Raw genomic sequence first — 22189 nt, forward strand, 5'->3', positions numbered from 1 at the left:
CCCAGGTCGAGAAGGGGGCCTGTGGATAACTTTGTGGACAACGTAAATCAGCAGGTAAGACCGCCCAGGAGCAGCCCAGGAGCAGCTCAGGAACCGCCAGAGGGATCGCGCGGGGATCGCCGGGGGATCGCCCGGGGATCGCTTAGAACCGGCCGTCCTGGCACTGCGTCAGCCAGTCCGACGCCGCGAGGAACTCGCCATCGGTCGTCCCGGGCCGCAGCGGCGGCAGGTCGCCGGGCGACACCCCCGCCCGCGGGTAGGACCCGAGGAAACGCACCTGCGGGCAGATCCGCTTGAGGCCCATAAGGGCCTCGCCCACACGGCGGTCCGTGATGTGCCCTTCGGCGTCCACGGAGAAGCAGTAATTACCGATGCGCTGGCCGGTGGGCCGCGATTCGATCCGCATCAGGTTGACCCCGCGTACGGCGAACTCCTGGAGCAGTTCGAGCAGGGCGCCCGGGTGGTCGTCGCCGAGCCAGATGACCACCGAGGTCTTGTCCGCACCGGTCGGCGCGGCGGGGCGGGCCGGGCGGCCGACCAGGACGAAGCGGGTCTCGGCGGTCGCCGCGTCGTGGATGTCGCTGACCAGCGGTTCGAGACTGTACGTCGCCGCCGCGAACTCGCCCGCGAAGGCCGCGTCGAAGCGCCCTTCCTGGACCAGGCGGGCGCCGTCCGCGTTCGAGGCCGCCGACTCCCACAGGGCGTCCGGGAGGTTCGCGGCGAGCCAGTTGCGGACCTGGGGCTGGGCCACGGGGTGGCCGGTCACGGTCTTGATGTCCTTGAGCTGCGTGCCTGGCCGCACGAGCAGCGCGAAGGCGATCGGCAGGACGACCTCGCGGTAGATCATCAAGGGCTCGCCCTTGGCGAGTTCGTCGACGGTGGTCGTGACACCGCCCTCGACCGAGTTCTCGATCGGCACGAGCGCCGCCGCCGCGTCGCTGTTCCGGACCGCGTCGAGCGCGGCCGGCACGGACACCATCGGGACGAGCTCCCGGGTTGCCGCTTCCGGGAGTGTGCGGAGGGCGGCTTCGGTGAAGGTGCCCTCGGGGCCGAGATAGGTGTAGCGCATCGCCGACATACCGTCACCCTAATGGCCTGTACGTGGCATGGCTCACGCGTCTCACGAAGCGGCACCCGCCCCACGGACGAAGGAAGAGAGTCACCCCTCCAGCAGCCGCTGACCCACGTACTCCCCGTTGGCCGCCCCGCCCGGCACCGCGAAGAGGCCGCTCGCCTCGTGCCGGATGAACTCCGAAAGGGCGTCCCCGCGGTCGAGCTTGCGCTGCACCGGCACGAAGCCGCGGAGCGGGTCGGCCTGCCAGCACACGAAGAGCAGGCCCGCGTCCGGCTCCCCGCCCTTGTCGAAGCCGTCGTGGTACGAGAACGGGCGGCGCAGCATCGCGGAGCCGCCGTTCTGGTCGGGCCGGGTGATGCGGGCGTGGGCGTTGAGAGCGATGACGTACTTGCCGTCCGCGCCCGCCTTCTCCAGCTTCGGCTCGGTGGTCTCCGTACCGCCGGTCAGCGGTGAGCCGTCCGACTTGTGGCGCCCGATGACCGCCTCCTGGTCCTTGACGCCGAGCTTCTCCCAGTCGTCGAGGAGCATCCGGATGCGGCGTACGACGACGTACGAGCCCCCGGCCATCCACGAAGGGTCCCCTGCGGCTCCCGGGGCTCCCGTGGCTCCTGCGGCGGGCACGAAGATCCGTCGGTCGAAGTCGTCCTCCGACGGCTTCGGGTTGTTCGAGCCGTCGATCTGGCCCATGAGGTTGCGCGTCGTCATCGGCTGCGCGGTCGCGCCGGGCGAGCGGTTGAACCCGTTCATCTGCCAGCGCACCCGTGCCGCGTCACCGGCCTCCTTCTGGATCGCGCGCAGCGCGTGGAAGGCGACGAGCGGGTCGTTCGCGCCGATCTGCACCCACAGGTCGCCGTCGCTGCGCGCCTTGTCGAGGTGGTCGGAGGAGAAGTCGGGCAGCGGGTCGAGCGCGGACGGGCGCTGCTTCTCCAGGCCGGTGCGCCCGAAGAAGCCGTGGCCGAAGCCGAAGGTGACGGTCAGGGACGACGGCCCCGCGTCCCGGGCGACATCCGTGTCCTCGCCCGCCGCGGCCTTGCCCGCCATCAGCCGCTCGGCCGTCGCCGACCAGCGGCGCAGCAGAGCGGCCGCCTCCTTGCGGCCCGCGCCCGCCGCCAGGTCGAAGGCCACCAGATGGCCGCGGGACTGGACGGGCGTGGTGATGCCCGGCTGATGTTTCCCGTGAAACATGACCTCGTCCGCGCCGAGGGACGTCAGTGACGCCGCACGAGCCGCTGAAGACGCCTCCGACGGCGCCGCGGCGTACCCGGCCGCACCGCCAGCCGCGCCGAGCGCGAGACCGGTGGCGCCGGCGGTGCCGATCAGCCGCCGCCTCGAAATCCCGTTGTCCGCCATGGTGGTTCCGTTCTAGCCGATCTGCGCGTTCTTGTTCACGGTCACTTGGTCGATGTCGGAGGTGCGCACGGTCACCGCGATCTTCCAGTCGCCCGCCATCGGAATCTGCACCCCGCTGGAGCTCCAGTGTCCGGTGGCGATGTGGTCGGGAGCGACGGGCAGCGGGCCGACGTCCTTCGACTTGAGGGTGAAGGAGACCTTCACCTCGGGGATGTCGAAGGCGCTGCCGTTCGGCCGCTTCACGAAGATGTGCATCTCGTTGCTGCCGGTACGGCCCGGGTCGAGGTCGAGCTGCACGGTGCCCTTGCCGTCGCTGGAGCCGGTGTCGAAGGGGATCTTGAGGGTGAGCGGTCCTGACCGCTGCGCGGCGGCGGCCGTCTTCGAAGCGGCCGCTTCCTCCTCCGTGCGCCCCGGCTCGGTGGAGGTGAGGATCGTGGTGACGGCGAGCAGGACGACGGCGACTCCCGCCTCGGCGAGCACGGAGCGGCGCAGGCCGGAGCGGTTGGGGTCGGCGTCGCGGATCCGCTTCTCGCGGGCGGTGCTCATGGCGGCCTGCTGGCGGGCGAGTTGGGCGGAACGCTTGGAGTCCGTGGAGTCCGTGGAGTCCGTGGAGTCCTTGGATTCCTTGGTGTCCCTGGAGCCCTTGGGTTCCTTGGAGTCCGCGCCGGTGCCCCCGGCGGCGGGCACCGTCACCGGCTTCTTCTCCACGCGCTCGGCCGCGGCGTTCTTCTCCGCACGCTTCTCCGCGCGCTTCTCCGCGCGCTTCTCGACGACGGACGCCGCCGCGGCCTCCGGAGCCAGATCGCCCGCCTGGCCCGCGATCCGTGCCGTCCAGCGCCGCGAGATCCCTGCGATGCCGACGAGGACGGCCACCAGGCCGACCTTGATGAGGAGCAGCTGTCCGTACCACGTACCGGTGAGCGCCGACCACGAGCCGACCTGCCGCCACGACTGGTAGAGCCCGGTCGCGGCGAGGGCGATGACGCTGCAGAACGCGACCCGGGAGAAGCGTTTCACCGCCCCGGCATCCACCGACGGCGCGAAGTAGAGGGCGACGACGAGCGCCGCGAGCCCGCCGAGCCAGGCGGCGACGGCGAGCAGGTGTACGACGTCCACGGGCATCGCGAGTCCGGCCTGGATGCCGGTCGACGCGTGCTCGGCCATGGCCCAGGTCGCGCCGAGCCCGAGGGCGACGACGCCTCCGCCGATCGCGAGCCCGAAGGTGAGGTCCCTGCGCTCCTTGGGGTCGGTCCGCTTCTCGTACGCACCGAAGAGCACCGCGATGAAGAGCGCGGCGGCGGCGAGCAGCAGCAGCCGTGAGACCAGCGCGGCTCCCGTCTTCGTTTGAAGTACGTCGCCGAGCTTGGCCATGTCGAAGGCGTCGGCGAGCTTCCCCGACCCGGTGTAGGGCGCGCGCAGAAGCAGCAGCACGAGGGTGGACGCGGTGAGCGTGACCCAGCCGGACACCACGAGGCGCTGCAGGGGCCGTACACCGGCGCCGCGCGGCCAGCAGCCGAGCACGAAGGCCGCCCCGCCGACGACGAGGATGAACCCGGCGTACGAGAGGTAGCGCGCGAAGCCGTACAGGCCGCCGACGAATCCACCGCCCACCTCCTGGTCCGGCAGCGCGACCTTCGTGTCGGACGGCGCGCCCACCGAGAAGGTGAAGGCCCCGGAGATGGGGTGGCTGTCGGCGGAGACGACTTGGTAGGCGACGGTGAAGGTGCCGTCGGGCAGCCCCTTGTGCAGCTTCACGCCGTACGTGTTGGACCCGAGGTCACTGGTCTTGCCGGTGTCGACGCGCTTGCCGGCCGGGTCGAGCACCCGTACGGAGCCGTCGGACATGGCGACCTTCTCGGAGAAGGTCAGCGACACACTGGCGGGCGCCTTGTCGACCACCGCCCCCTGCTTGGGGTCGCTTCCCGTCAGCGCGGCATGCGCGGAGGCGGGTGCCGCCGTGCCGAGCAGCGCGCCCAGGAAGACGGCGACGACGAGCAGGAGCCGTCCGACGCCGGGCGCGATCCCGAAGCGGGCGGCGGCCCCGGAGCGAGCTCTGGTGGCCCCGGAGCGAGCTCCACAGCGGGGAGCGATGGTCTGCATCAGCGATCAGTCCCTCAGTGCGACGCGTGCTTGCCGGGCTTGGGGTTGTACGTGGCGGCCTTCACCGGAACCTCAATCTCGATCGGGTCCGACTTCTCGAAGCGCAGCGTCACCGCGACCTTGTCGCCCTGCTTCGGCTTGTGCTTGAGCTCCTCGAACATGAGGTGGTTGCCGCCCCGTGCGAAGTCGAGCTCGCCGTTCGCGGGTACGTCGAACGACTTCTGCTCCTTCATCGCGTTGTTCTTGGTGCTGTGCAGCGTGACCTTCTCGGCGATGGAACTGGTGACCGAGGTGAGCTTGTCCGCGCCGCCCTTGTTCGTGACGGTGAAGAACCCGGAGGCCATGTCGTCCATGGCGGGCTCGGGCATGAAGGCACCGGCGACCTTGAGCTCCGGCTTGTCCGACGCCTTGGCGCCGTCCTTGTCGCCGGACGAGTCCGAGCAGCCCGCGAGGGCGAGCCCCACCGTCAGCGCTATGGCCCCGCTGATGAGTGTGCGGCGGTTCACGGAGTCGCTCCCTTGATGATCTTGGGGAGGTCCTTGGTGTAGTCGTCCACGGTGGTGTCCTCGCCGTACAGGACGTACCCGGCGTCGGTCTTCGGCGAGAACCCGATGACCTGTGTGCCGTGCATCGAGACGACCTTGCCCTTCTCCTTCTTGGAGGGCTCGATGCTGATGCCGAGGGTGCGGGCGCTGCCCTGGATGGTCTCGAAGTCACCGGTCAGACCGATGAAGTCGGTGTCCTGGGCCTTGAGCCACTTGCCGAGGGCGGCAGGGGTGTCGCGCTCGGGGTCGGTGGTGACGAAGACGACCTGGAGCTTGTCCTGTTCGGCCTTGGGCAGCTGCTTCTTGGCGACGGCGATGTTGCTCATCGTCAAGGGGCAGACGTCCGGGCAGTTGGTGTAGCCGAAGTAGATGAGCGTCGGCTTGCCCTTGGTCCGCTCGCGCAGGTCGTACTTCTTGCCGTGCGTGTCCTTGAGGACGAGGTCCGGCTTCTCGAAGGGCTTGTCGAGGATGGTGGCGGCCTTGTCGCCGTTGGACTCGACGGAGACGTCCGCGACGGGCTTCTTGCTGTCGTCACCGCTGCCGCAGGCGGACAGGGTGAGGGTGGCCGCGGCCAGCATGGCGGCGGCGAGCAGCTTCTTCTTGCGCATACGAAAATGTCCCAGATGTGAGGGGGCCCGGGCGCACCGGGGGCAGGTGAAAGGCCCCCGGCGCGGCCCGAAGGAGTGGCTCAGCTGTTGGTGCGCCGACGTCCGGCGAGCACGCCGAACGCCACGCCGGCGACGCCTACGACGATGCCGACGATGCCGAGGACACGGGCGGTGGAGTCGCTGCTGTCGGAGGAGGAGGCGGCGGACTCGCTCTTGTCGTCCGACTTCGCGTCGCCCTTGGCGTCGTCGTGCGAGGCGGCGGCGCCGTGGCCGTCCTCGGAGGCGGCGGTGAGCGCGAGGGCAGGAGCCGGGTGCTCCGGCTCCTCCTTGCCCTTCTGCTGCGGCTCGATCCAGCGGACGACTTCCTTGTTGTCGTACGTCTGGACGGCCTTGAAGACGAGTTCGTCGGCGTTCTCCGGCAGTGCGCCGAGGGAGAGCGGGAACTTCTGGAAGGTGCCGGGCTGGACGCCCTTGCCGTCGGCGGTCCAGGTGACCTTGGAGACGGCCTCGTCGATCTTCTCGCCGTGCATCTCGAGCGGCTTGTCGAGCTTCGTCTTGGTGACCTTCGCGGTCCAGCCGGGTACGGGCTGCGTCATGACGGAGGCGAGCGGGTGGTCCTCGGGGAAGGACACCTCGAGCTTGTTGGTCGAGGCGTCGTCCATCTCGTTCGGCACCTTGAAGTTGACCGTGGCGTAGCCGCCCTTGGCGGCCTCACCCTCGGCCGTGACGCTGACGTGCGCGAAGGCGGGGACGGAGAGCAGCAGGACGGCGGTGGCGGCGACGCCACCGACGACGGAGACGCGGGAGGCCTTCCCGGCGGACAGGCTGGACAGGCCGGACAGAGCAGACAGAGCAGACATGGCGGAACACTCCACTTTCAGCGGTGGTGACCAGTGCCGCTGACGAGGTCAGCGGTGGTGATCAGGGGAGAGTGCGCGCGCGGCGACGAGCCGAGCGGCACGCGCGCGTGGATGCCGCAGGGCGTGAGGCACCTCTCCGTAGTGCTGCGGTAGGAGTGCGTCGCGTCAGGCAGCGAGTGCGAGTGCGGCGGCGGCCGGCGGACCTCGCCTGATCACCGTGTGCTGGAGCGCGGTCGTCTGCGGCTTCGCGGGTCCGAAGAACGCTGTACGGGGCGCGCGGGCATCCACGCCGGGCGCTCCGGGGAGTCCGGCTCGCAGGGCGCGTACGAGTGCGAGCGCCCCGCGCAGGGAACGTACGAGCGCCCCTTCGGCGACTCCGTATGCCCCGTGTGCCGAGAGCCGCACGAGTCGAAGGAGCGCGATGTCGCCGCGGCGCAGCAGCCATCCGGCGGCGACGGCGGCGAGCACGTGCCCCAGGAGCATCGGAAGCGACGGGAGCAGCGACATCGAGTCCATCGCGGTGTCCGCCGCCGAGGACGTGGCCGAGGCCGCGGCCGGGGCGCTGTGCTGGTGCATGGCGTGGCCCGTGGCCCCGCCGCCGGCCCCGCCGCCCGGCTCCATGCCCGACGTCGTCAGGATCCGGTGGGCCTGGGCGGGGCTGAGGTTGGCGGCGCCCGCCCCGCACACCAGGCGCGCGGCACGTTCCACCAGGGAGGTGTCGGCGGTCGCCACCGTGGAGCCGGTCGCCACCGTGGAGCCGCCGTGCTGGCCGACCCCGAAGAGCGCGTGCAGGCCCACCTGCCCGGCGGCGAGCAGGGCGGCGATGCCCGGCAGCGAGCGCTCACGCCCGGCGAGCGGCGCCGCGACGGCGAGGACGGCGATGAAGCCGACGCCGAGCGTCCACAGCGGGACGGCGGCGCAGGAAGCGAGTACATGGCCCCCGGCGGACAGCACGACGCAGAGCACGGCGAACACCGCGGCTCTCAACAGCCGGAGGTCGAATCCGGCGCGCGCCTCGCGCTGGTGGGGGGCAGTCATGGCCGGAACATCATTGCACTGGGCTTACCCGCCGCATACGGCAGGTCCGCAAGCTCCCATGCGTGCCGATGGGTGCCGATCAATACCCATCAGCACCGAATGGGTGCCTTTGCGGATTCCTCCGTAGGGCCCCGAAGTGCCTTGTGAGGGACGTGTCTACACCGTCCCGACTCGTCCGCGCGTCCGCCGTATGGGCGGCATCACGTCAACTGCGCGCTTATACACCGGCGCTTGCGGCAATACGTATCGGTATGTCGAGCCGCGGCCAGGAGGCTGGAGCATGAGCATGTGGTGGTCTCTCCATTTGCGGCGCGAAGCTGCGAGCGTCCCGCTGGCCCGTCGGCTGCTGATCGGCACGATGGAGACCGCGGGGGTGGATCCTGACGTCTCGTACGACCTGTCGGTGGCTCTCAGCGAGGCCTGTGCCAACGCGGTGGAGCACGGCGGGACGACGGTCTCCGAGGGGGCGGCCGGGGCCTACCGGGTGACGGCGTACCTCGACGGCGAGAAGTGCCGCATCGAAGTGGCTGATTCCGGTCCGGGATTCGTTCCCGTCGCGCAGCGCGCGTCCGACACCGCCGAGCACGGCCGGGGTCTGTATCTCATCCAGGAACTCGCCGATCATGTGCACTTCGGCCCCAGGCCGGGGGGCAGGGGCGGCGCGGTGATCAGCTTCGACAAGATCCTCAAGTGGCGTGAGGACACGCCGCCGCTCGTCACTGCCTGAGGGCCCCTGAAGTTCAGCAGGGTGGCAGCCTCAGCCGGGCGGCAGCGCCCTGCACAGGGCGTCGAGCGCGGCTCCGTAGGCGTGCTCCGGCGGCGTGGAGTAGCCGACGACCAGGCCGTCGGGCGCGGGCATCGTGGCCTGCGGGTGGCGGAACTCGGCCAGGCCCTCCAGCGCGAGGCCCTGCCAGGCGGCCGCCTTCGCCGTGGACTGTTCGGTGCCGGGAGGCAGCCGCAGGACGGCGTGCAGGCCCGCGGCGACGCCGGTCGGGCTGATGTGCGGGGCGTGCGTGGCGAGCGCGGACACGAGCTGATCGCGGCGGTGGCGGTAGCGCTGACGCATGCGGCGGATGTGCCGGTCGTAGTGGCCCGACTCGATGAGGTCGGCGAGCGTGAGCTGGTCGATGACACTGGCCCACGCCTCCCGCTCGCCCTTCGCCGCGAGCACTCCGTCGATGAGGTGTTCGGGCAGAACGAGCCACCCCAGGCGCACCCCCGGAGAGAGGCTCTTGCTCACCGAGCCCATGTAGACGACGCGTTCGGGGTCCAACCCCTGTACGGCGCCCACGGGCTCCCGGTCGTAGCGGAACTCGCCGTCGTAGTCGTCCTCCAGGACGAGACCGCCGCGGGCACGCGCCCAGTCGATCACCGCGGCGCGCCTGGCCGGGTGCAGGGGCCCGCCGGTCGGGAACTGGTGTGCGGGCGTGAGCAGCACACCCCGGACCCGCTGACCCTCGGTCAACTCCTCGACCCGGGCGCCCTTTTCGTCGAGACCGAGCGGGACCGTCCGTACGCCCGCGGTCGCGAGGATCGACCGATGGAAGCCGAGTCCGTACGACTCCACGGCCAGGGGCCCGCGCAGCATCCCGCCTCCCCCGCTCCCGAAGAGCAGCCGCAGAGCGTGCGCGAACCCGGAGCACACCACGATCCGCTCCGGGTCGGTACGCACCCCGCGGGCGCGCCCCAGGTAGCCCGCGAGCGCCCGGCGCAGCTCGATGCGCCCCTGCGGATCACCCGGCCCGAAGGCCTCGTTCGGAGCCGAGTTGAGGGCGCGCCGGGCCGCGGCGAGCCAGGCGGTGCGCGGGAAGGAAGCGGCGTCCGGCTGGCCCTGGCGCAGGTCGTACGTGGGCGGCGCGGGCGTCGTCGGCCGGGTGGGCGCCCGCTTGGCGATGCGGGTGCGCGCGGGAGGCGCCGCACGCTCGGCCACCCGCGTGCCGGACCCCTGCCGCGCGGTCAGCCAGCCCTCGGCGACCAGCTCGGCGTAGGCATCGGCGACGGTGTTGCGGGCGATGCCCAGATCGGCGGCGAGTGAGCGGTAGGGCGGAAGCCGTGTCCCCGGAGCGAGCCGCCCCTCGCGCACGGCGTCGCGCAGCGCGCGGATGAGGACGGCGCGGCGGCCTCCGGCCCCGGAGAGCTCCAAGTGCAGGTCAGTCCCGATGCGCTCGGCCAAATTGACCCATGATTCTGGCATGGGAATGCACCCTAGTCGAGGTCTTTCCGGCCCGTAGATTCATGGTCATGACGAACAACGAGAACGCCACGCAGACCGCCGCACCTGCCCCCGTCAAGACCGCCGCACAGGCCCCCGCGCACGCCCCCGAGCGGACCCACACCCACACCCACACCCACGCCCCCCGCCTCAACTTCGCCAAGGTCGCCCCCAAGGCCTTCAAGGCCGTGATCGGACTCGACGCCGCAGCCCGCGACGGCCTCGACCCGGCCCTGGTCGAGCTGATCCAGATCCGCGCGTCGCTCATCAACGGCTGCGCCTACTGCCTGCACATGCACACATCCGACGCGCGCAAGGCGGGCGAGGACGAGGCGCGGCTGCACATGGTCGGCGTCTGGCGCGAGGCCAGGAACTTCTTCACGGAGAAGGAGCAGGCGGCGCTCGACCTGACCGAGGCCGTCACGCTCGTCCACCAGGGCGGCGTGCCGGACGACGTCTACGCCCGCGCGGCCGCGCACTTCGACGAGACGGAGCTTGGCCACGTCCTGGCCCTGATCTTCGCCATCAACACCTGGAACCGCATCGCCCTGAGCACGGCCAAGGTGGCGGGCGAGGACGAGCGCTAGGCCCCAAAGATGAGCGCCAGGCCCCGAAAACGCAGAACCGGGCCCCTTCTTAAAGAAGGAGCCCGGTTCGGCAGGATGCTCAGCCTCTGCGATCAGCCCTTGAGCTCGGCCATCCACGACTCGACGTCATCGGCACGCCGCGGCAGCGCCGCCGACAGGTTCTTGTTGCCGTCGGCCGTCACGAGGATGTCGTCCTCGATCCGCACGCCGATGCCGCGGTACTCCTGCGGCACCGTCAGGTCGTCCGCCTGGAAGTACAGACCGGGCTCGACGGTCAGGCACATGCCGGGCTCAAGGACACCGTCGGCGTACGTCTCACGGCGCGCGGCCGCGCAGTCGTGGACGTCCATGCCGAGCATGTGACCGGTGCCGTGCAGGGTCCAGCGACGCTGGAGACCCAGCTCCAGGACGCGCTCGACCGGGCCCTCGACGAGCCCCCACTCCACGAGCCTCTCGGCGAGCACGCGCTGCGCGGCGTCGTGGAAGTCGCGGTACTTGGCGCCCGGCTGCACCGCCGCGATGCCGGCCTCCTGGGCCTCGTACACGGCGTCGTAGATCTTGCGCTGCAGCTCGTCGAAACGGCCGTTGATCGGCAGCGTCCGCGTCACGTCGGCGGTGTAGTACGTGTGCGTCTCCACACCGGCGTCGAGCAGCAGCAGCTCCCCGGAGCGCACGGCGCCGTCGTTGCGCACCCAGTGCAGCGTCGTGGCGTGCGGGCCCGCGGCGCAGATCGAGCCGTAGCCGATGTCGTTGCCGTCGACGCGGGCGCGCAGGAAGAACGTGCCCTCGATGTAGCGCTCGCTGGTCGCCTCGGCCTTGTCCAGGACGCGGACGACGTCCTCGAAGCCGCGGGCCGTCGAGTCGCACGCCTTCTGCAGCTCGCCGACCTCGAACTCGTCCTTGACCAGACGGGCCTCGGAGAGGAAGACGCGCAGCTCCTCGTCGCGCTCGGCGGTGACCTTGTCGGTCAGCGCGGCCTCGATACCGGCGTCGTAGCCGCGGACGACGCGGACGGAACCGGTCGCCTCGCGCAGCTGGTCGGCGAGCTCGCGCACGTCGGACGCCGGGATGCCGTACACGGTCTCGGCCTCGGTGAGGGAGTGCCTGCGGCCGACCCACAGCTCGCCCTGGCCGTCCAGCCAGAACTCGCCGTTCTCGCGGTCGGAGCGCGGCAGCAGGTAGATGGTGGCCTCGTGGCCGCCCGTGCCGTCGGCGAAGTCCGTGGGCTCCAGGACCAGGACGCCGTCCTCTGTCTGGTTGCCGGTCAGATACGCGTACTCGACGGAGGAGCGGAAGGCGTACTCGGTGTCGTTCGAGCGGGTCTTGAGATTGCCCGCCGGGATCACCAGACGCTCGCCCGGGAAGCGCGCGGAGAGCGCGGCGCGGCGGGCGGCGGTGTGCGCGGCCTGGGCGATCGGCTGCAGGTCGTGCAGCTCGGTGTCGGCCCATCCGGACTTCATGTTCTCGGCGAGCTCGTCGGAGACGCCCGGGTACAGCCCGTTCTTGCGCTGCTTGATCGGCTCTTCCTCGGACTCGATCTCCAGGTCTTCCGGGTTCTCCGGGATCTCCCGAATGAGCTCCTCCGACACGATCTGCCTCCTATGTACGACACTGGGCCCCCTCCATCGTACGGGCGTACGGAAGGGGGCCCAGAGCCGGAAGGCCCATTACATGCCGTATTGCGGGCGTCACTCGAAACGGGCCGCTAGGAGAACCACGTCCTCGTCGCTCTCGGCCGTGTCGAGCCCGTCGGGCAGCATCGTCCGCAGGACGTGATCGGCGAGCGCGTCCGGGTCGTCGCGCACCGTTTTCGGCACACTCGCCGCCGCCGCGTGCAGTCGCGCGAAGGCGCGGTCCATCGGGTCGCCGGTGCGGTGCAGCAGGCCGTCCGTGTAGAGAAGCACCGTTTCTCCAGGCTCGGTCTTGAACTCCATGCTCGGCGCCTCCCAGCAGGCGAGCATCCCCAGGGGCGCCGAGAGCGAGGTCTCCACGAACTCCGTGCGCCGTTCGCCGATCACCAGGGGCGGGCTGTGTCCCGCTCCCGCCAGGACGATCTTGCGCTGCGCCGGTTCGCAGTAGGCGAAGAGGGCCGTCGCCGACCGCGCGGGCTCGGTCAGCCGAAGGAGCAGCTCAAGATCGGACAGTACGGCGACGGGGTCCTCGCCCTCCATCACGGCATACGCCCGCAAGGAGGCCCGCAGGCGCCCCATCGCGGCGACGGCGCTCGGTCCCGACCCGGTGACGGAGCCGACCGCGAGGCCGAGCGCGGCGTCGGGCAGCGGCAGCGCGTCGAACCAGTCGCCGCCCCCGCGCGCGCAGGTGCGGTGCCGGGCGGCGAGCTGCACCCCGGCGACCCGGGGCAGGCGTGAGGGCAGCAGCTCTTCGCGCAGGGTGGCCTCCGTCGTGCGGGCGCGGTCCAGTTCGATCAGCCGCGCCAGGTGCTCGGCGGCCTGGCGTGCGTAGAGGCCGACGAGGTGCCGCTGGCGCTCGCCGGGCTCCGCGGGCTCGTCGTACAGCCAGACGGTGGCGCCGATGCGGCCCACGGTCTCGGTGGACAGAGGCAGGGCGTAGCTCGCGGCGTAACCGAGTCGGGTGGCGACCTCGCGGTGGCGGGGGTCGAGGCTGCTGTCGGCGAGCAGATCGGCGTTGACGATCTCGGTCTCGGCGCCGGGTGGCGCGGCCGGTGCGTCGAGGAGCCGTCCGAAGGCGGTGGCGGCGCGTGGCACCGTCTCGATGTGGCCGAGGTCGGCCCGGGCGAGGCCGAGGCCGATGGTGGTGTCGGGGCCGAGCCGGTCGGCGGGCTCCAGGACGAGCAGGCCGCGGCGGGCGCCGACCAGGGCGGCTCCGGCGTGCAGGAGTTCGTGCAGGGCCTCGTCGAGGGTGACCGTTCGCGCCAGGCGTTCGGTGAGCTCCTGGAGGGTGGTCAGATCGGAGATCCAGCCCGCGAGCCGGTCCTGGATCATGAGGGTCGGTGCGCCCTGGGCCTGTGGTGCGGGCGCGACAGTGTGGGCTGGGGACGGAACAGTTGAATCGATTCCGGCCACTTTCGGAAGATGCGGAGCGTTCATGGCTGACGGCTTTCCGGCCGGTGCGTATTGCTCAATAGCATCGCAAACCCCCATGTTGTTCTGCGCCGCTAGCAATGTTCTCCACATCTACACGCACTGGTTAGGGGATGTCCAGCATTGTCCAGCTGGGATTCCTGGTGTCCGTGGGAATTCTGTGACGTATCGGCGATCTTGGTAACTTGGCTCAAAAGCGCCCGAGGCGGCGGTCTATTGCGATCGACTGAGATTGTTCAACAAGGGGGTACTCCTAAGCCCTCAGGCTCGGAAGGCGCGTCACAGCGGCCGTGATGGGTACGTACTCGGTGATGACCAGGGGCAGTTGAGATCAGCCCGGAACCTGGTGAAGGAACCGGGCGTCTTAACTCACGACGACCGTGCCCCATCCTCCCGTGGGGGGAGGCGGCGAGAAGTATGCGGGACAGCAAACGCCAGGCACCGCCACCCCACGCCACGCTAACGCTCGGCCCCTAGGGGTTCCCCATGCCGCAGGCTGGGGTGGGATGCGCCAGTTCTACGCACAGCGAAGTGATCCACACATGGTGTGATGTGGCCCGCCGTGTTCCTCGGCGTGTAAACGGAAAGGAACGAGCGCTCATGCGCGAGATCCTCGGAAGGCGACGCAGGCTCCTGTCCAGGCTCACCGGCAGGAAGTCTGACCAGAGTCCCGGTCTGCTCGGCGCGGCTTTGACCTTCACGACGGCATGGAAGTGGTCTGTGGTGCCGGGCGTCGGACTCGACCGGCGAGACGGTACCCGCTGCACCTGCCCCGACCTCGACTGCACAGTGCCAGGAGCGCATCCTCTCGACCCCGGCCTCCTTGCCGCGACGACCGACGAGCGCATGGTGCGCTGGTGGTGGACCAACCGCCCGGACGCGCCCATCGTGCTCGCGACCGGCGGCAGCGCTCCGTGCGCCGTCAGCCTGCCCGCGATCGCGGGTGCGCGCGCCCTGGCCGCGCTCGACCAGATGGGCATCAGGCTCGGCCCGGTCGTGGCGACCCCCGCCCGCCTCTTCCTGCTCGTCGCGCCGTACTCCATGGAGCAGTTGGGCGAACTGCTGTACGCCAAGGACTTCGTACCCGGTTCGCTGCGCTTCCACGGAGAGGGCGGATATCTCGCCCTGCCCCCCTCCGAGACGGGCCAGGGTCCGGTGAACTGGGAGCGGGCTCCGCTGCCAGGGTCGGCGGCGCCGTGGGTGCCCGATGTCGAGGCCGTGGTGGACGCGGTGGTGGACGCCCTCACTCGTACGGGTGTGAGCGCGCCCGAGTTGTAGGGGAAATGGGCGTGCGGCGCGCCGGGCGTCCAGCAAACGTCGTTAATGTCAGGCCCTATGAACCCCCGCCTGATCGCGCTCATGGGCGTCGTGGCCATTACGGTTCTCCTGCCGCTCGCCGGCGCGTCCGCAGGGCCCGTGGGCGACGGTGACGCCGAAGCCAGGCCGTCGGAGCGGCAGGCGGACGCGGCACCGGGGGCGGCGCCGGATCCCGACGCGAAACAGCCCTCTACGGAGAAGCCGACTTCGAAACGGTCCTCTACGAAGGACACGTCTTCGCGGGGCTCGTCTTCTGACGACTCGTCGCTCCTCACGGGACTCGGCCTCGACAGCGCCGCCCGATGCGGCCCCGAACTGACCTCGCCCAAGGGCATCGAAGCCCAGACCTGCGTCCTGACCCAGGGGCACGACACCTGGGGGCGCACGTACTACCGCAACACGACCGGCGATGAGCTGGACGCCGTACTGGCCGTCATGGGGCCTGGGGGACGCACCGTACAGATGCACTGCGCGGTGGGTGCGGCGGACGAGCCGGGGGCGTGCGAGACGCCGCGGGAGCGTACGACGGGGAATGCGGAGGCGTATTCGGCGGTGGTGGAGTTCGCCGACGGGAGTGGCGGACCGTTGCTCCTGCGCTCGGGCAGCAACTCCGGGCGGCCGACAGCCAGTTGATACCGCAGGTCAGGCCGGGCGGCGGGCCGGACATGAAAGCGCCCGGTTGCTGGCGACGGGGGATGCACCAGCAACCGGGCTATCTGAACGGTAACAAGAGATCTGCTCTGGGCAAATTCGATCTCGGATATCCAGACAGGGATTTACCTGCGACGACGGGGAGTTGTGACAGGAGTCACCCCTCCCGACCGACTGACTGGTGGGTCAGCTCAGGGTCACCTGGCGGTTGGTGAGACCGCCGCGCGCCCGGCGCTCCTCCGGCGTGAGCGGGGCATCGCTGTCCAGCGCCGCCGCGAGCCGCTCGGCGAACTCTGCGGCGGGCTTCTCGATGTCCTCGGCGCCCATTCCGCTCGGCAGGTCCCACACCGGCACCGTCAGGCCGTGCGCACGGAAGGAGCCGACCAGACGGGTGCCTTCGCCGAGACTCGACTTACCCGCCGCGTGCAGCCTGGCGAGCGCGTCGAGGAGCTGCTCCTCGGGGTGCGGCATGACCCAGCGCAGGTGGTTCTTCTCCGGGGTCTCGCACCAGTACGCGGAGTCCACGCCGGAGAGCTTCACGGTCGGGATCGCGGCGGCGTTGGCCCGCTCCAGGGACGCGGAGACCTCCGTGGACGCGTTCTCCGAGTCCGGCACCCAGAACTCGAAGCCCGCGTGCACGATCGGCTGGAATGCGCCGTCGGGGTCGAGGACGTCCTGCAGGCGCGGTCCGTCGGCGGGGGCGCGGCGGGCCTGGACCGGAGAGCCGGGCTCGGCGGTCAGGGCGCGCTGGAGGGTGTCGGCGAGGTCGCGGCTGATGTCGCCGGACGCGGTGTCGTTCTGCAGGCCGAGCAGGACCGAGCCGTCGTCGCGGCGCAGCGCGGGCCAGGCCATCGGCAGGACGGTCGCCAGGGAGACGGAGGGCACACCGTCCGGCAGGCCGCCCTTGAGGGGCAGTTCGACGGTCGCCGCCGGGACGAGCTCGCGCAGAGCCACCCAGTCGCCCTCGCCGGGCAGGCCTTCGAAGGGGCGCTGCACCAGCTCGGTCACCGCGTGCGCGGCGGCCCGGCCGTGACAGGCCTTGTAACGGCGGCCCGAACCGCAGGGGCAGGGTTCGCGGGCACCGACGACAGGGACCTGCCCGTCCGTCAGTTGCGGCTGCTTGCCCTTGGTCTGAGGGCGCTTCTTGGCCATCTTGGGTGTCTCCCGGATGCGGCTTTCCAGCGTGGCTCTTCGTACGTCTTGGGCGTACGGGCGCGAGCCTAGTCGCTCACCCACAGGGGGCCGGGAATCGGCCTGAGCCAGTCGAAGCCGTGAGCCGAGGTCGTCAGTCGCGGTCGTCGTAGGGGTCCGCGTACGCGAGGTCGGGTATGGCGGCGCGCGACGGGGCCGCGACGCGCGTAGCGAAGTCCTCGTGGCGGTGCCCCGCATGGACGACGACCCACACCGTGACCTCGCCGTGGGTGTCGTCGCGCACGCCCCACGTGTCGGCGATCGCCGTGATGATGTTGAGCCCGCGACCGCCGTGTGCGGTGACCGAGGGCGTGGCGGGAACGGGGCGGGTCGGGCCGCCGCCGTCGGTCACCTCGACCGTCAGCCGTCCTGTCGTGTCCATGTGCCAGGCGGCCCGGACATCACCGTCGCCGACCATTCCTTCGCCCAGCGGCCTGCCGTGCCGACAGGCATTGCTGAGCAATTCCGAAAGGACCAGTACGGCATCGTCGACGACCGATTCAGGCGTTCCGTTCATGCGCAGTTGATCGCGCATCCGGTGCCTTGCTTCCCCCACGCCCGCCGGGCCATGAGGTACGGCCATACTCGACGACGCGGGCACCTCCCGTGCCACCACCAACGCCACCCCCGAGACCTCCTTCGCCCCACGCCACGGTGTGAATGCCCCAATGGACTGGACCGGAAACCGGCCAATCCTTGTGCGGTGACGCACTCGTATCGATCGAATACGGACCGAACGCGCCGGTGCACACCCTGTAATCGACGGGGTTGCGGTTAGCGGCGGCCTAGCTGGGACAGCACCTGCTTGGGGCGATTGGTGATGATGGCGTCGACGCCGAGTTCGACGCAGAGCTCGACGTCCTCGGGTTCGTTCACGGTCCACACGTGCACCTGGTGGCCCGCGCGCTTGAGTTTGGCCACGTAGGCGGGGTGATTGCGGACGATCCGCATGCCCGGTCCCGCGATCCGAACGCCCTCCGGGAGGCGGCCGTCGCGGTGGCGCGGCGAGACGAACTGCATCAGATAGACGGTCGGCAGAGTGGGGGACGCGGCCCGCACCCGGTGCAGGGAGCGCGCAGAGAAGCTCATGACACGTACGGGAGAGGGGCCGTCGGCGGGCGGGGAATCCAGACCGAAGCGCTTCAGTAGAAGAAGCAGCCTCTCCTCGACCTGGCCCGCCCAGCGAGTGGGGTGCTTGGTCTCGATGGCCAGCTGGACGCTGCGCCCCGAAGCATTGCTTTCGGCCACAAGATCGAGGAGCCGCTCCAGGGTGAGGACAGAGGTGTCCTCCCAGTCGGGGTCCTCGTCGGCCTCGCCGTGGTTGTTCTTCCAGGAGCCGAAGTCGAGAGTGGCGAGGTCGGCGAGTTCCAGGGCAGACACGGCCCCTCGGCCGTTCGACGTGCGGTTCACGCGACGGTCGTGGACGCAGACGAGGTGTCCGTCCGCAGTGAGGCGTACATCGCATTCGAGAGCGTCGGCACCGTCCTCGACCGCCCTCTTGTAGGCGGCCAGCGTGTGCTCGGGCGCGTCTTCGGAGGCTCCGCGGTGGGCGACGACCTGGATCTGGTGCTGTCGTGCGAGGGTCACCGCGTCATGGTGCCATCACGGGGTACCCGCAGCGTGCCCAAGGGGTGGCGCACACAGAGCCGGATCCACAGGATCGGCTTATGGTGCCCTGACAGCCCATGGGAAAAGCTGACTGCAGACACATGCACAGTTGGCACAGCCAGGCCGTGACCGAGATCGACAGCGTGGACCGAGGAGAAGAGCTGTGAGCACCGAGAACGAGGGCAACGAGGTACCCCCGGCCCCGTCAGCGCCTCCTGTGCCGGTGGAAACTCCCGCAGCTTCCGCCGAGCCCGCACCGCCCGCTTCCGCCGCACCGCACCCGGCGGCGCCGTCTTCCGCGGGGTTTGCCCAGGACCCTGCGGCGCACCAGGCTCCCGCGCACGCCGGTGCCACCGCCGGCGCGCCCCCGCACGCCTCCGGAGCAGGGGCCTGGCCGCCTCCGCCGCCGCCCGCGGTTCCCTCGTACGCCCAGGACGGCGGATCGGGATCCGGATGGGGCGCGTCGTACGCGGCGCAGCACCCGGAGGAGCCCAAGCCCGCGAGCCGGCGCGGTGGTCTGATCGCCGCGGTGCTCGTGGCCGCGCTGGTCGCCGGCGGTGTCGGCGGCGGCATCGGCTTCTGGGCGGCCGACCGCAACGACAACAGCACCGGTTCGACGACGGTCTCCGCGTCGGACACGCCGGCCGACCTCAAGCGCGAGCCCGGCACAGTGGCAGGCATCGCCAACAAGGCGCTGCCCAGCGTCGTCACCATCGAGGCCCAGGGCGGCAACGGCGAGGGCGGCACGGGTACCGGCTTCGTCTACGACACACAGGGCCACATCCTCACGAACAACCACGTCGTGGCCTCCGCGGCCGACGGCGGCAAGCTCGCGGCGACGTTCTCGGACGGCAAGAAGTACGACGCCGAGGTGGTCGGCCGCGCCGAGGGCTATGACGTGGCGGTCATCAAGCTCAAGAACCCGCCCTCGAACCTGAAGCCGCTCCCCCTCGGCAACTCCGACAAGGTGGCCGTCGGCGACTCGACGATCGCCATCGGCGCCCCCTTCGGCCTCTCGAACACGGTCACCACCGGCATCGTCAGCGCCAAGGACCGCCCGGTGACCTCGAGCGACGGCGCGAGCAGCAAGAGCTCGTACATGAGCGCCCTGCAGACCGACGCCTCCATCAACCCCGGCAACTCCGGCGGCCCGCTGCTCGACGCGGGCGGCGCCGTCATCGGCATCAACTCCGCGATCAAGCCCGCGGAGAGCGGCGGCGGCCTCGGCGGCGGAGGCGGCCAGTCCGGCTCCATCGGCCTCGGCTTCGCGATCCCGGTCAACCAGACCAAGTACGTCGCCGAGCAGCTCATCAAGAACGGCCAGGCCGTCTACCCCGTGATCGGCGCGTCGGTCTCCCTGGAGGAGAGCTCGGGCGGTGCCACGATCTCCCAGAAGGGCGCGAGCGATTCGCAGGCGGTCACTCCGAACGGCCCCGCGGCCAAGGCGGGACTCAAGCCCGGCGACGTCATCACGAAGCTGGACGACACGGTGATCGACAGCGGCCCGACCCTGATCGGCCAGATCTGGACCCACAAGCCGGGCGACACCGTCGAGATCACGTACAAGCGCGACGGCAAGGAGCACAAGGTCGACGTGGTCCTCGGCCAGCGCAAGGGCGAGAGCTGACCCGCTGTTCCTGTCCCCGCACCGCTCGGAGCGGCGGTGCGGGGTGGGTCGTCGAGCCGAGGGGCACGTAGAGCCGAGCTGAGGGGCACCCTTCTGCGGTCCCGGGGGTTGGCGCGTCATCCCGCCGAAAAGCGGGCACTGTTCCACCTAGGGGACTGAGTAGAAGGCAATGGCGATGGTGCAGTACGCCGAACCTCGTTTGGTGCTTCACCAAGTTCCGCTGGGCGGGTCAGTGTTGCTCATCTGGCTGTACGGCGAACTGGATCTCGACACCACCGCTCCCCTTCGCGACGCGATGGTGCAGGTGGCGTCTCGCCCGGGCGACTACTGCCGACTGCTCCTTGACCTGTCCGCCCTCACCTACTGCGACAACACCGGCCTGTTCAGCCTGCTGGGCTCCTGCCAGGCGCTGGACGCGGCCGGCATCACGGTCGACATCATCGAGACCGGATCTGTGGCCCGCGCGGCCATCAACCGGGCAGGCCTGTGGCACCGATTGCCACTGCGGGCCCCGTGACCGGGTCAGGGCCGCCATTCCTCCTGCCACAGCCGGTGCAGCTCGTAGGCCACGGCGAGTGCCTGCAGATCCAGCAGGGCGTTCATCTCGTTCCGGGGCCAAGCGGGGGCGGTGTGGTCGGCCTCGCGGATGGCGGCCTCACTGATGTGGGCAATGCTCCGGCGGTCAGCGATCTCCTGGTACATGAGACGTGGGGCACGGCAGGCGCATCGGGACGGGTCGATGCGGTGCGGGGTACGGCAGCGGCACCCGGCCGGGCTGCCGAGGCTGCCGGGGGCTTCGCCTGCCGCGCAGCCGACCTCGTGGAAGAGGTCCGCGGATGCCGCTTCCTCGTCCAGGCGGGCGTGCACGAAGCCGGCCAGGGCGGTGAGCTGTACGGCAGGCGCTGCGCTGTCGAGCGGGAGCGCGCTGGGTGGGAGCGCGCCGAGTGGGGTCGCGCCGGGCGGGATCGCGCCGGGTGGAGCGAGCTCACTCACCCCGTCCTCGCGTCGGCGCAACGAGAGCCGCCGCTGTCGGTCGGCACGGATCTGCTTCGACCGCAGCCGGATCTCCACCGCCTCGGACTGCGTCCGGCGGGCCCTGTCGATCGTCTCCCGAGCCGTGCGGCACAGCCGTTCGCAACGATCGAAGGAGTCCGCGACGCCTAAGGTATCGGCCGAGTTGAGCATCTTGCCTCCTCATTGGTTGCCGAACCGAACCGAACGACAGGCCGCTGAACGCGTCCTGCCTACGTGGCAGGCGCGTCCCGGCCTGGGTCTCTGGCGACAGGAGGTGCTTCGGGAAGATCTCGTACGGCGATGACCTCTTGGGCGACGGTGGCCAGCCGGACGCGGTGGTGGCGCGCGCGGTGGCGCAAGGTCTCGAAGGCCTCGGCGGGGGAGATGCCCCTGCGGGCGGCGAGGAAGCCTTTGGCCTGTTCGATGAGGATGCGGCTGTGCAGGGCGGTACGGAGCTGTTCGTTGAGCGTGTCTGTCTGCCGGAAGGCGCGGGCGTGGAGCAGACCGATGGCGGCCGCGTCGGCGAACGCCTGCGCCAGAGCGAGGTCGGCGTCCGGCAGCGGGTCGTGGCCGGTGCGCAGAAGCAGCAGGCTGCCGAGGTTCTCCTGGCGTAACCGCAGGGGCACGGCACCGGCGTAGGTGTAGCCGGTGGCGCGGGCCTGGAAGGTGAAGTCGTGCCAGACGGAGGGAGCGCTGCTGAGGTACCTGGGGGTGACGGCGGTGGCGGTGCGGTGGGCGTCGACGGCGGGGCCTTCGCGTACGGCCATATCGAGTACGGCCATATCGAGTACTGCGGCCCTTGGCGTATCGGTGCCGCGCGCTACCGGGTTGTAGAGCTGCTTTTCCGAGGAGGCCAACAGGACGGCGGCAGCCGCGATGTCGAGGACGTCGCAACAGCGGAAGGCCAGCTGCTGCACGAAGTCGATGACGTCGAAGTCGTCCGCCAGGGTGTCGGCGAGCTCCACGAAAGTGCGGGTGATCTTCTCTTCCCTGCTCATTCTCAACCCCCGGTGTGCCGAAACGGGCCGCGTTCCGCGCAGACGAACCGACCCATGGAGACGGTCACGTTCCGTATCCGGGAGGCTACTCTCAAGCCGGTCGGCGGACACTGCTTTTGCCCTTCACGCTGCGGATGACGAACGGATGACCACGAGGCAGGCACAGCTGTGGGCCACGGTCGTCGCGAATCGCCCCATGCGGGTACGCTGTAGCCGCTTCGCCCCTGGTGGGCGGTGCGGGGTGGGTTGCCCGAGCGGCCTAAGGGAACGGTCTTGAAAACCGTCGTGGTGAGAGCCACCGTGGGTTCAAATCCCACACCCACCGCAGTGCTTGAGAGCCTCTGAC

General features: G+C 70.4%; 21 protein-coding genes and 1 tRNA gene. 7 read left to right on the forward strand and 15 right to left on the reverse strand.

The genetic code is table 11. The annotated features are described in order from the left end of the window. Window positions 1-142 precede the first annotated feature (142 nt). The 7 genes from pheA to ACFQ7F_RS08885 all read right to left on the reverse strand — a co-directional run bounded on the left by pheA (window position 143) and on the right by ACFQ7F_RS08885 (window position 7576). The gene (gene pheA / locus ACFQ7F_RS08855; protein WP_383268243.1) at window positions 143-1078 is read right to left on the reverse strand and encodes a prephenate dehydratase; all 936 of its coding nucleotides are present in this window, start codon (window positions 1076-1078) and stop codon (window positions 143-145) included. A gap of 81 nt (window positions 1079-1159) precedes the next feature. Further along, the gene (gene efeB, locus ACFQ7F_RS08860; RefSeq protein WP_383268245.1) at window positions 1160-2425 is read right to left on the reverse strand and encodes an iron uptake transporter deferrochelatase/peroxidase subunit; all 1266 of its coding nucleotides are present in this window, start codon (window positions 2423-2425) and stop codon (window positions 1160-1162) included. 12 nt (window positions 2426-2437) lie between these two features. Then, the gene (locus ACFQ7F_RS08865; RefSeq protein WP_383268247.1) at window positions 2438-4525 is read right to left on the reverse strand and encodes a copper resistance protein CopC; all 2088 of its coding nucleotides are present in this window, start codon (window positions 4523-4525) and stop codon (window positions 2438-2440) included. A gap of 14 nt (window positions 4526-4539) precedes the next feature. Then, window positions 4540-5031, reverse strand: coding sequence for a copper chaperone PCu(A)C (locus tag ACFQ7F_RS08870; RefSeq protein ID WP_383268250.1), 492 nt, complete (start codon window positions 5029-5031; stop codon window positions 4540-4542). Then, window positions 5028-5678: an SCO family protein gene (locus ACFQ7F_RS08875; RefSeq protein ID WP_383268253.1), complete on the reverse strand. Its 651-nt coding sequence runs from the start codon at window positions 5676-5678 to the stop codon at window positions 5028-5030. The genes ACFQ7F_RS08870 and ACFQ7F_RS08875 overlap by 4 nt, the downstream gene beginning before the upstream one ends. 80 nt (window positions 5679-5758) lie before the next feature. Next, window positions 5759-6538: a YcnI family protein gene (locus ACFQ7F_RS08880; protein ID WP_383268255.1), complete on the reverse strand. Its 780-nt coding sequence runs from the start codon at window positions 6536-6538 to the stop codon at window positions 5759-5761. Window positions 6539-6703: 165 nt separating this feature from the next. Continuing rightward, a complete protein-coding gene (locus ACFQ7F_RS08885; RefSeq protein WP_383268257.1) occupies window positions 6704-7576 on the reverse strand; it encodes a hypothetical protein in 873 nt (290 codons plus the stop codon). Window positions 7577-7856: 280 nt separating this feature from the next. Here ACFQ7F_RS08885 and ACFQ7F_RS08890 point away from each other — a divergent pair, with 280 nt between their 5' ends. Beyond that, window positions 7857-8303 carry an ATP-binding protein gene (locus tag ACFQ7F_RS08890; RefSeq protein ID WP_383268260.1) on the forward strand — a complete coding sequence of 149 codons (447 nt, stop codon included), beginning with the start codon at window positions 7857-7859 and terminating at the stop codon, window positions 8301-8303. Window positions 8304-8333: 30 nt separating this feature from the next. Here the strand turns inward: ACFQ7F_RS08890 and ACFQ7F_RS08895 are convergent, their stop codons facing one another. After that, entirely contained in the window at window positions 8334-9770 is a 1437-nt protein-coding gene (locus ACFQ7F_RS08895; protein WP_383268263.1) for a PLP-dependent aminotransferase family protein, read from the reverse strand. 47 nt (window positions 9771-9817) lie between these two features. On the opposite strand from ACFQ7F_RS08895, the gene ACFQ7F_RS08900 reads away from it, so the two are divergent. Beyond that, window positions 9818-10375, forward strand: coding sequence for a carboxymuconolactone decarboxylase family protein (locus tag ACFQ7F_RS08900; RefSeq protein ID WP_383268265.1), 558 nt, complete (start codon window positions 9818-9820; stop codon window positions 10373-10375). Between the two features lie 92 nt (window positions 10376-10467). Here ACFQ7F_RS08900 and ACFQ7F_RS08905 read toward each other — a convergent pair whose 3' ends face one another. Together ACFQ7F_RS08905 and ACFQ7F_RS08910 are read right to left on the reverse strand one after the other, a co-directional pair. Then, window positions 10468-11964: an aminopeptidase P family protein gene (locus ACFQ7F_RS08905; protein ID WP_383268268.1), complete on the reverse strand. Its 1497-nt coding sequence runs from the start codon at window positions 11962-11964 to the stop codon at window positions 10468-10470. A gap of 99 nt (window positions 11965-12063) precedes the next feature. After that, window positions 12064-13497, reverse strand: coding sequence for a PP2C family protein-serine/threonine phosphatase (locus tag ACFQ7F_RS08910; RefSeq protein ID WP_383268270.1), 1434 nt, complete (start codon window positions 13495-13497; stop codon window positions 12064-12066). A 540-nt stretch (window positions 13498-14037) separates the two neighbouring features. On the opposite strand from ACFQ7F_RS08910, the gene ACFQ7F_RS08915 reads away from it, so the two are divergent. Together ACFQ7F_RS08915 and ACFQ7F_RS08920 are read left to right on the forward strand one after the other, a co-directional pair. Next, window positions 14038-14715, forward strand: coding sequence for a bifunctional DNA primase/polymerase (locus ACFQ7F_RS08915; protein ID WP_383268272.1), 678 nt, complete (start codon window positions 14038-14040; stop codon window positions 14713-14715). A gap of 57 nt (window positions 14716-14772) precedes the next feature. After that, window positions 14773-15387: a hypothetical protein gene (locus tag ACFQ7F_RS08920; protein ID WP_383268275.1), complete on the forward strand. Its 615-nt coding sequence runs from the start codon at window positions 14773-14775 to the stop codon at window positions 15385-15387. Window positions 15388-15591: 204 nt separating this feature from the next. Here the strand turns inward: ACFQ7F_RS08920 and ACFQ7F_RS08925 are convergent, their stop codons facing one another. The 3 genes from ACFQ7F_RS08925 to ACFQ7F_RS08935 form a co-directional block, all read right to left on the reverse strand. After that, window positions 15592-16557: a DUF5926 family protein gene (locus ACFQ7F_RS08925; RefSeq protein WP_383268277.1), complete on the reverse strand. Its 966-nt coding sequence runs from the start codon at window positions 16555-16557 to the stop codon at window positions 15592-15594. Between the two features lie 133 nt (window positions 16558-16690). After that, entirely contained in the window at window positions 16691-17308 is a 618-nt protein-coding gene (locus ACFQ7F_RS08930) for an ATP-binding protein (protein WP_383268280.1), read from the reverse strand. Between the two features lie 62 nt (window positions 17309-17370). Further along, window positions 17371-18183, reverse strand: a complete 813-nt coding sequence (locus ACFQ7F_RS08935) for a glycerophosphodiester phosphodiesterase (protein WP_383268283.1) — start codon at window positions 18181-18183, stop codon at window positions 17371-17373. Window positions 18184-18367: 184 nt separating this feature from the next. Between ACFQ7F_RS08935 and ACFQ7F_RS08940 the strand changes: the two genes are divergently transcribed. Together ACFQ7F_RS08940 and ACFQ7F_RS08945 are read left to right on the forward strand one after the other, a co-directional pair. Beyond that, window positions 18368-19831, forward strand: a complete 1464-nt coding sequence (locus tag ACFQ7F_RS08940) for a S1C family serine protease (RefSeq protein ID WP_383268285.1) — start codon at window positions 18368-18370, stop codon at window positions 19829-19831. A gap of 202 nt (window positions 19832-20033) precedes the next feature. Beyond that, complete coding sequence (locus ACFQ7F_RS08945; RefSeq protein ID WP_383268288.1) at window positions 20034-20348, forward strand: STAS domain-containing protein; 315 nt, start codon at window positions 20034-20036, stop codon at window positions 20346-20348. Window positions 20349-20353: 5 nt separating this feature from the next. Here the strand turns inward: ACFQ7F_RS08945 and ACFQ7F_RS08950 are convergent, their stop codons facing one another. Together ACFQ7F_RS08950 and ACFQ7F_RS08955 are read right to left on the reverse strand one after the other, a co-directional pair. Next, window positions 20354-21016, reverse strand: coding sequence for a hypothetical protein (locus ACFQ7F_RS08950; RefSeq protein WP_383268290.1), 663 nt, complete (start codon window positions 21014-21016; stop codon window positions 20354-20356). A gap of 59 nt (window positions 21017-21075) precedes the next feature. Beyond that, window positions 21076-21843, reverse strand: a complete 768-nt coding sequence (locus ACFQ7F_RS08955; protein ID WP_383268292.1) for an ANTAR domain-containing protein — start codon at window positions 21841-21843, stop codon at window positions 21076-21078. 240 nt (window positions 21844-22083) lie between these two features. Between ACFQ7F_RS08955 and ACFQ7F_RS08960 the strand changes: the two genes are divergently transcribed. Further along, a tRNA-Ser gene (locus ACFQ7F_RS08960) sits at window positions 22084-22168 on the forward strand. Window positions 22169-22189: the final 21 nt, after the last annotated feature.

It is taken from the genome of Streptomyces sp. NPDC056486, from assembly GCF_042795295.1.
In the GTDB taxonomy this organism is placed as follows: Bacteria; Actinomycetota; Actinomycetes; order Streptomycetales; family Streptomycetaceae; genus Streptomyces.

Bases quoted from the DNA above. Each gene is read 5' to 3' on its own strand.
- pheA (WP_383268243.1), bottom strand. From the start codon at position 1,078: ATGTCGGCGATGCGCTACACCTATCTCGGCCCCGAGGGCACCTTCACC.
- efeB (WP_383268245.1), bottom strand. From the start codon at position 2,425: ATGGCGGACAACGGGATTTCGAGGCGGCGGCTGATCGGCACCGCCGGC.
- ACFQ7F_RS08865 (WP_383268247.1), bottom strand. From the start codon at position 4,525: ATGCAGACCATCGCTCCCCGCTGTGGAGCTCGCTCCGGGGCCACCAGA.
- ACFQ7F_RS08875 (WP_383268253.1), bottom strand. From the start codon at position 5,678: ATGCGCAAGAAGAAGCTGCTCGCCGCCGCCATGCTGGCCGCGGCCACC.
- ACFQ7F_RS08880 (WP_383268255.1), bottom strand. From the start codon at position 6,538: ATGTCTGCTCTGTCTGCTCTGTCCGGCCTGTCCAGCCTGTCCGCCGGG.
- ACFQ7F_RS08885 (WP_383268257.1), bottom strand. From the start codon at position 7,576: ATGACTGCCCCCCACCAGCGCGAGGCGCGCGCCGGATTCGACCTCCGG.
- ACFQ7F_RS08890 (WP_383268260.1), top strand. From the start codon at position 7,857: ATGAGCATGTGGTGGTCTCTCCATTTGCGGCGCGAAGCTGCGAGCGTC.
- ACFQ7F_RS08895 (WP_383268263.1), bottom strand. From the start codon at position 9,770: ATGCCAGAATCATGGGTCAATTTGGCCGAGCGCATCGGGACTGACCTG.
- ACFQ7F_RS08900 (WP_383268265.1), top strand. From the start codon at position 9,818: ATGACGAACAACGAGAACGCCACGCAGACCGCCGCACCTGCCCCCGTC.
- ACFQ7F_RS08910 (WP_383268270.1), bottom strand. From the start codon at position 13,497: ATGGGGGTTTGCGATGCTATTGAGCAATACGCACCGGCCGGAAAGCCG.
- ACFQ7F_RS08915 (WP_383268272.1), top strand. From the start codon at position 14,038: ATGCGCGAGATCCTCGGAAGGCGACGCAGGCTCCTGTCCAGGCTCACC.
- ACFQ7F_RS08920 (WP_383268275.1), top strand. From the start codon at position 14,773: ATGAACCCCCGCCTGATCGCGCTCATGGGCGTCGTGGCCATTACGGTT.
- ACFQ7F_RS08925 (WP_383268277.1), bottom strand. From the start codon at position 16,557: ATGGCCAAGAAGCGCCCTCAGACCAAGGGCAAGCAGCCGCAACTGACG.
- ACFQ7F_RS08950 (WP_383268290.1), bottom strand. From the start codon at position 21,016: ATGCTCAACTCGGCCGATACCTTAGGCGTCGCGGACTCCTTCGATCGT.
- ACFQ7F_RS08955 (WP_383268292.1), bottom strand. From the start codon at position 21,843: ATGAGCAGGGAAGAGAAGATCACCCGCACTTTCGTGGAGCTCGCCGAC.